The 6,098-nt window shown below is 59.8% G+C and carries 5 protein-coding genes; 4 read left to right on the top strand and 1 reads right to left on the bottom strand.

Going from position 1 to position 6,098, the window contains the following annotated elements:
• Window positions 1-149: 149 nt before the first annotated feature.
• A complete protein-coding gene (locus Q7T64_RS16225; protein WP_304797845.1) occupies window positions 150-1,070 on the bottom strand; it encodes a MoxR family ATPase in 921 nt (306 codons plus the stop codon).
• 158 nt (window positions 1,071-1,228) lie between these two features.
• Between Q7T64_RS16225 and Q7T64_RS16230 the strand changes: the two genes are divergently transcribed.
• From Q7T64_RS16230 to Q7T64_RS16245, 4 genes are all read left to right on the top strand, one after another.
• Entirely contained in the window at window positions 1,229-2,215 is a 987-nt protein-coding gene (locus Q7T64_RS16230) for a histone deacetylase family protein (RefSeq protein WP_304797847.1), read from the top strand.
• Between the two features lie 92 nt (window positions 2,216-2,307).
• Window positions 2,308-3,945: an acyl-CoA synthetase gene (locus tag Q7T64_RS16235; protein WP_304797849.1), complete on the top strand. Its 1,638-nt coding sequence runs from the start codon at window positions 2,308-2,310 to the stop codon at window positions 3,943-3,945.
• A gap of 80 nt (window positions 3,946-4,025) precedes the next feature.
• Window positions 4,026-4,934 (top strand): ribosome biogenesis GTPase YlqF, encoded by a 909-nt coding sequence (gene ylqF / locus Q7T64_RS16240; RefSeq protein ID WP_304797851.1) that lies wholly within the window; start codon window positions 4,026-4,028, stop codon window positions 4,932-4,934.
• A gap of 448 nt (window positions 4,935-5,382) precedes the next feature.
• Window positions 5,383-6,098: hypothetical protein (locus Q7T64_RS16245; protein ID WP_304797853.1), on the top strand; the 716-nt coding region annotated here is incomplete at its 3' end.

Raw genomic sequence — 6,098 nt, forward strand, 5'->3', positions numbered from 1 at the left:
ATCAGGACATAGGCCATCCCGGCCCCGGTCGGGACAATGAAAACCCGGCGCTGGACCAGCACCACTTCACCTTGTTCGGCCGGCTTCAACTGGAACAGCCAGGTGTCGATGGCGCGCCGCAATGGCTGTCGGAAGGCAAGCCGCATGCGCTATACCCGTACCGATTGGACCAGTTGTTGCACCAGTTCCCGGCTCGACGCGCCCAGGCCGGATGTGGAACGGGCCGGTCGCAGGCGGTGAGCGGCAACCGGTACGATGACCGCCTGCACGTCTTCCGGAATCACATGATTGCGACCTTCCAGTGCGGCCCAGGCCCGCGCCGCTTGCACCAGCGCGATGGCCGCGCGCGGGCTGAGGCCTTCGGCGAACAGTCCGCCTTGCCGCGACGCCTGCACCAGCGCCTGCACATAGTCGATCAAGGGGTCGGACGTATGGATTTCGCGCAGCAGCGACTGGGCTGCCTGCAACTCTTCCGGCGCCATTGCCGGCGACATCTGGCGCAGCAGGCTGCGTCGGTCCTCGCCGCGCAGCAGGCTGCGTTCGGCCTCGCGGTCGGGGTAACCCAGCGAGATGCACATCAGGAAGCGGTCAAGCTGCGATTCAGGCAGCGCGAATGTGCCGATCTGATGGGTCGGGTTCTGCGTGGCGATGACAAAGAATGGTTGCGGCAAGTCACGGGTGACGGCGTCGGACGAGACCTGCCCTTCCTCCATCGCTTCGAGCAAGGCGGACTGCGTCTTGGGCGTGGCGCGGTTGATTTCGTCGGCCAGCAGCACCTGTGTGAAAATTGGCCCGGGATGGAATGCGAAGTCGCCTTTTTCCCGGTCAAACACGGAGATGCCGATCACGTCCGCCGGTAGCAGGTCGCTGGTGAACTGGACGCGGTTAAAGCGCAGTCCGAGCGAGCTTGCAAGTGCATGGGCCAGAGTGGTCTTGCCGACCCCGGGAACGTCTTCGATCAGCAGGTGGCCACCGGCCAGCAGGCAAACCAGCGCCTGCCTGATCTGGAAATCCTTGCCAACGACAATCTCGCCAACTTGCCGCGCGACGGCATGGACTTTTGAAAACATGAGCTAACCTTCTTCCGTTGGAGGGGCATTCTGATGCTTGGGCCAGCATGGACAAAGATGGCAAATGCCATTTTGCCGGATTGTTTCGCGCTACACTAAAGACAGCTCACAAGATTCTAGTAGAGAAAGACAGACAGCGTGCCTTCGGGCTGTATTCCATGACCACAGCGATTTACACCCATGCCGACTGCCGGCGCCATGAGATGGGATCATGGCATCCGGAGTCACCGGCGCGTTTGCAGGCAATCGAAGATCAGCTCATTGCCAGCCGAATAGACGCTTTCCTTGATTACCGCCAAGCGCCGGAAGCGTCGATCGACGCGCTGGCGCGGGTACACACCAGTGCCGCCATCGCGTTGGTGCGCGACAACACGCCCCAATCCCTGCAGTCCGACGGCGGCGATCATTTCGCCTGCGACGAAGCGCTGCACGCCGGCTATTACCCGATCGATGGCGATACCTCGCTCAATGCCTGGAGCTGGCGCGCCGCACGACGGGCGGCCGGCGCCGCCGTGGCGGCGACCGACGCTGTGATTGCCGGCGAACTGGCCAATGCGTTTTGCGCGGTCCGCCCGCCGGGACACCATGCCCGCCCGTCCGAGCCGATGGGTTTTTGCCTGTTCAATAATGTCGCCATTGCCGCTCGCCATGCGCTTGAAGTGCACGGTCTGCAGCGGGTGGCGATTGTCGACTTTGACGTGCATCACGGCAACGGCACCGAAGAGGCTTTCATTGACGAACCACGCGTGCTGATGGTCAGCTTTTTCCAGCATCCGTTTTATCCTTATACCGGGGCGCAGTCCTTGTCGCGTATTGCGCCCAATTCGGTCAACGTACCGGTACCGGCGCACAGCGGTGGCGATGTGGTGCGCAAGCTGGTGCTCGAGCAGTGGATGCCCGCGCTGGAAGCGCACAGGCCGGAAATGATCTTCATTTCCGCCGGCTTCGATGCACATCGCGAGGACGACCTGGGCCAGATGGGCCTGGTGGAAGCCGATTACGCATGGATAACCCGGCAGGTAATGGATGTGGCAGATAAATTTTCCCGGGGCAGGATCGTCAGTTGCCTTGAGGGCGGCTACAATCTTTCCGCATTGGGGCGCAGCGTGGTCGCGCATGTGAGGACATTGGCGGACCTGGGCTGACGGCAGGACCCCGGTACAAGGAGCACGGCAACAGTATTAGGCAACAGGATTCGGCAACAGGATTCGGCAAAATATAAAACTTTGGAGACGGCATGAATCAATACGACATCGGCCTGGACAAGAACGCGGCCAACTACGCACCGCTCTCACCGATCGGTTTCATGGAACGCGCGGCCAGCGTGTACCCGAACCGGCTGGCGATTGTGCACGGCGACTTGCGGGTGACCTGGAAGCAGGCCTACGCGCGGGCCCGGCGCCTTGCCAGTGCGCTCACGCGCAGTGGAGTGGGGCAGGGCGATACGGTTGCCGTGATGCTGCCCAATACGCCGCCGATGGTCGACGTACATTTCGGCGTGCCCATGACCGGCGCTGTCCTGAATGCGCTCAATACCCGCCTCGATGCAGAATCTATCGCATTCAACCTCGATCACGGCCAGGCCAAGCTGGTCATTGTCGATCGCGAATTTTCCGGCGTGATGCGCGCCGCGCTTGCCAAAGTGAACCGGGAAATCATTGTCATCGATGCCGACGACGCCCTTTACGAAGGGCCGGGCGAACGCATCGGCACCATAGAATACGAGGATTACATTGCCAGTGGCAGTCCTGACTTTGCATGGTCGCCGCCCTCGGATGAATGGAACGCGATCGGCCTCAATTACACCTCCGGCACCACCGGCAATCCCAAGGGCGTGGTGGTCCATCATCGCGGCGCTTATCTCAACGCGGTGGCAAATGTGGTGAGCTGGTCGATGCCGCTCCACCCGGTGTACCTGTGGACGCTGCCGATGTTCCATTGCAATGGCTGGTGCTTCACCTGGTCGCTGGCGCTTCAGACTGGCGTCAATGTTTGCTTGCGCCGGGTGGAGGCAAAGGCAATCTGGGATGCGATCCGTGAGCATCGTGTCACCCACATGTGCGGCGCGCCGATCGTGCAGTCGCTGATCATGAATGCGCCGGAGGCCATGCGCGAGGGCGTCACGCACACGGTGTCATCGCTGGTGGCGGGCGCCGCACCACCGGCGTCGATGATCGAAGGCATGGAAAAGCTGGGCTTTGACCTGACGCATATCTACGGCATGACCGAAACCTGCGGGCCGTCGGTCGCCTGCAACAAGCAGGTCGAATGGGACGCACTCGACATCGGCGAACGTGCCCGGCTCAATGGTCGCCAGGGCGTACGCTACGCGCTGGAAGAAGCGGTCACGGTACTCGATCCGCAGACCATGAAACCGGTACCCGCTGACGGTGAAACGGTCGGCGAGATCATGTTCCGCGGAAATATATCGATGAAGGGCTACCTGAAGAACGAAAAGGCGACGCAGGACGCCTTCGCCGGCGGCTGGTTCCATTCCGGTGATCTTGCGGTGATGCACCCGGACGGCTATATCAAGATCAAGGATCGCAGCAAGGACATCATCATCTCCGGTGGCGAGAATATCTCCAGTATCGAAGTCGAGGATGTGCTGTACCGCCATCCCGCCGTGCTGGCCGCTGCCGTGGTCGCTATGCCGCACGAGCGCTGGGGCGAAACACCGTGCGCGTTCGATGAACTCAAGCCGGGCGTGAGCCTGACCGACCAGGACCTGATCACGCACTGCAAGAAATCTCTGGCCGGATTCAAGGTGCCGCGCGCCGTGGTGTTTGCCGAACTGCCCAAGACATCCACCGGGAAAATCCAGAAATTCGAATTGCGGCAGCGTGCCGGGTCGGTGTCGGCAATTGATGTCTGATTGCCAATCAGGCGCAATTCGGTACGCAGATGTGCGCCGCGGCGATAGAATAGCCGCCCGAATACATAAAAGCGTCCAGCATGTCCATACAATGGTTCCCCGGTCACATGAACGCCGCCCGCAGGAATGCGGCGGAGTCGATGGAAAAAGTCGACATGGTGATCGAGGTGCTGGACGCCCGCCTGCCGCAGGCCAGCACCAATCCGATGATCCACGAGCTGCGCACCTTCCGTCAGCGTCCGTGCCTGAAGATACTCAACAAGGCCGACCTGGCCGATCCGGTGGCGACCAAGGCATGGCTCGACTTCTATAACGCGCAAAAAAACGTGCGCGCGGTGGCGCTGTCGTGCAAGCAGCAGGCCGACGTTGCCAAAGTGCCGGGGCTGGCGATCAAGACCGCACCCAACCGCGGCACCAACGAAAAGCCCTTGCGCGCGATCATCATGGGCATACCCAACGTCGGCAAGTCGACGCTGATGAATGCGCTATTGAAAAAACGCGTGGCCAAAGTGGGCGATGAGCCGGCGGTGACGAAGACCCAGCAGCGGCTGTACCTGGGCAATAACATCGTTCTGATCGATACGCCGGGTATGTTGTGGCCGAAGATCGAACATCCATCCGATGGCCTGATGCTGGCGGCCAGCCATGCCGTCGGCGTGAACGCCGTCATTGAAGAAGAAGTAGCGGAATTCCTTGCGCAACTATTGCTGTCGCGTTATCCCGCATTGCTTGCTGCGCGCTATGGATTTGATACCGAGGGCATGGACGGCTATGCCGTGATCGAAGGCGTGGCAAAGCGACGCGCGTTGAAGCTCAAGGGCGGTGACTACGATATTGAAAAGGCGGCGCACACGCTATTGCATGACTACCGCAGCGGCGCCATCGGACGCATCTCGCTCGAAACGCCGCAGAGCCGGCAACATTTGCTGGCAACTTACAAGCCGCCGGCACGGCTGGGCGAGCAGCAGCAAGAGAACGAGGACGAGTAGGACGCGGCCGGCGGCGATTTACCCTTCCGGGGTGATTGTCATTAATCGCCCAATAGTTCGATAAAAAGATATTGAATTCTGAATGTGCCGCTCGTGTGCATTCCGGCCCCTCGCTTTTCGCTTCTCGCATTCAATTTTTCTCTTCAACTCCCCGCATGCAGGCATTCTGTCCCTTGTGCCGACGTCGGACATCGCCTGGACATCGGTTTATCCCGGACACCGATTTGCCAGCGGATCTGTGCCATATTTCATCGGAAAAATTCGGGGCAGATTGTCTTATTCCTAGCGCGATTGCGCCACCGCAACCAAACGGTCGGACACGGAACCCGCGTCACCTTTCTTGATACACAGCGCCTGCTTCATCTGATCAGTGTGTACAAAAAGGAGACAGTAAAAATGAAACTCGACTTATTCGAATGCGCTTGTTGCTGGCCAGCGCTGGAGATTGTTGCAAGCGGTCAGCGGGATATTGACGCTGCAATCGGCAACCCGCAACAAGGAGAACAATATGGACGCTAGTTCTTCCTCTTCTGCCGACGTTGAAACGCAGCGGCGGGTCAATCGCTCTTATAGCGTGCGTCGTAATACCGTGGTTTCCCGCACAGAGCCTGAAGCGGCGCCGCAAGTAGCATCGCGGGTTGACTTCGACTCGGCGATCAGCATGCTCGGCCAGGACCAGGTGGAAAAATTCCACGATAATTTGGCCTGGGTAAGCGACGAGTGGAATGCGGAATTGGAAAAGCTTGAAAAAGTGCTCGGTACGGACGCGTTCAAAGAGCTTTTGCAAACGCTTGACAGGGCAACGTCGCCCGAACTTGTGGATTTGCGAGATCGTGCTTATGCGCTGAAGGAGATACTCGCGTCCAGGCCGTTTCAAAATAGATTGCACAGCAAAGTCGAGCGAATGGATAAGTGGGACGCGCACAGTCGCGCTGTGCTGGACCTGGTCCGGCCGCAGCAACAGGGCGACAATCTGATGAGTGCGCGCAAGCAATCGGCCATTTACTACGCCTGGAGTATCGCGAGTGCGGCGCGGGCCGCCGCCTTCGTGGCTTCAATGTATTCGGCGAACAAAGTGCTGACTGCCCTGTCCATCACCTGTACCGCAGCGGTACCGCTACTGGCGATATTCCACACCGTGACGATGATCCGCGATTTGTATCG

This window comes from Lacisediminimonas sp. (assembly GCF_030645335.1).
Lineage (GTDB): Bacteria > Pseudomonadota > Gammaproteobacteria > Burkholderiales > Burkholderiaceae_D > Lacisediminimonas.